2 protein-coding genes are annotated in these 1,552 nt (G+C 68.4%); one reads left to right on the top strand and one right to left on the bottom strand.

The features are described 5' to 3' along the window. Nucleotides 1-217 (bottom strand): hypothetical protein (locus I6U14_RS15885; protein WP_296900497.1); only part of this gene is annotated, 217 nt, incomplete at its 3' end. Here I6U14_RS15885 and I6U14_RS15890 point away from each other — a divergent pair. Beyond that, nucleotides 203-1,552 (top strand): alpha-glucosidase C-terminal domain-containing protein (locus tag I6U14_RS15890; protein ID WP_296900498.1); only part of this gene is annotated, 1,350 nt, incomplete at its 3' end. The two genes, I6U14_RS15885 and I6U14_RS15890, sit on opposite strands and share 15 nt — an antisense overlap.

The raw sequence follows: 1,552 nt of genomic DNA on the forward strand, positions 1-1,552 counted from the left end.
GCCGGAGGATACCCACCGATATGTCCGCAGCGGTGACTAGGGCCACCTGTTCGTTCACTTTCCGCTGAGGCCGCGGAGGTATCGTGCACTCGCCCAGGAGGACCGGCACCCGATCACCGACATCCTCCGACAGACGCCCGAGATCCCCGAGACCTGTCAGTGGGCGGTGTTTCTGCGGAACCACGACGAGCTCACGCTCGAGATGGTGACCGATCACGAGCGTCACTTCCTGTGGAACACCTACGCCACCGACCGGCGGATGCGGATCAACCTGGGCATCCGCCGTCGGCTCGCGCCGCTCATGGAGAACGACCGGCGCAAGATCGAGCTGATGAATTCGCTGCTGTTCTCGATGCCGGGCACCCCCGTCGTCTACTACGGCGACGAGATCGGCATGGGCGACAACATTTATCTCGGCGACCGCGACGGCGTGCGCACGCCGATGCAGTGGTCGCCGGACCGCAACGCCGGGTTCAGCCGCGCCAACCCCCAGGAACTCTATCTGCCCACGATCATGGACCCGGTCTACGGCTTCGAGACGGTCAACGTCGAGGCGCAGACCCGTTCGTCCTCGTCGCTGTTGAACTGGATGAAGCGGCTGATCTCGGTCCGCCGGGCCCATCAGACCTTCGGGCGCGGCACGCTCGAGTTCATCTATCCCGGTAACCGCAAGATCTTCGCCTATATCCGCGCCTATCAGGGCGAGGTCATTCTCTGCGTGGTCAATCTGGCGCGGCACGCCCAGCCGGTGGAGCTGGATCTCGCCGCCTATGCCGGCCGGGTGCCGTTGGAGCTCCTGGGGCGCACACCGTTTCCGCCTATCGGCGAGTTGCCCTATCTGCTCACCCTGCCAGCCTACGGCTTCTACTGGTTTCTGTTGGCCGAGGAGGCGGAAGTGCCGAGCTGGCACCAGACCATTCCGGAGCCGCTGCCCGACTTCGTCACCGTGGTGATGCGCGACGGCTGGTCGGCCTTGGAGGATCCGACCAACCGTCGCGCCCTGGAACGTCAGGCCCTGGTCCCGTTCGCCCGCAACCAGCGCTGGTTCGCCGCCAAGGACGCCGCCGTCGTCCGCATCGGCATGGGGCCCGGCGCCGTCCTGCGCGAGGGGCCCGATGGCGCCTGCCTGCAGACGCTCGAGGTCGAGCTCGCCGACGGCACCGCGCACCGCTACGTCCTGCCGCTCGCCGTGGCCTGGGGCGAGGAGAACGTCCAGACCGCCTCGCCGCTGTTGCCCTTCACCCTCGCCAAGGCGCGGCGCGGCTCGCGCATCGGCGCGCTCTACGACGCCACCGCCGGCGAGCGTCTCGCCCATCTCCTCCTCGACGACATGCGCGCCGAGCGCCGCATCGAGGGCCCGCACGGCACGCTCCTCTTCCGCGCCGGCGCCAAGCTCGCCGAGCTGCCCGAGCCGCAGGAGCCGGTGGTGCGCCGGCTCGGGGTCGAGCAGTCCAACACCTCGATGACGATCGGCCGCGACGTCATCGTCAAGCTCTACCGCCGCCTGCAGCCGGGCGTGCACCCCGAGGTCGAGATCGGCCGGTTCCTCACC

Origin of the sequence: Thiohalocapsa sp. (genome assembly GCF_019695415.1) — a bacterium.
Taxonomy (GTDB): Bacteria; Pseudomonadota; Gammaproteobacteria; order Chromatiales; family Chromatiaceae; genus Thiohalocapsa.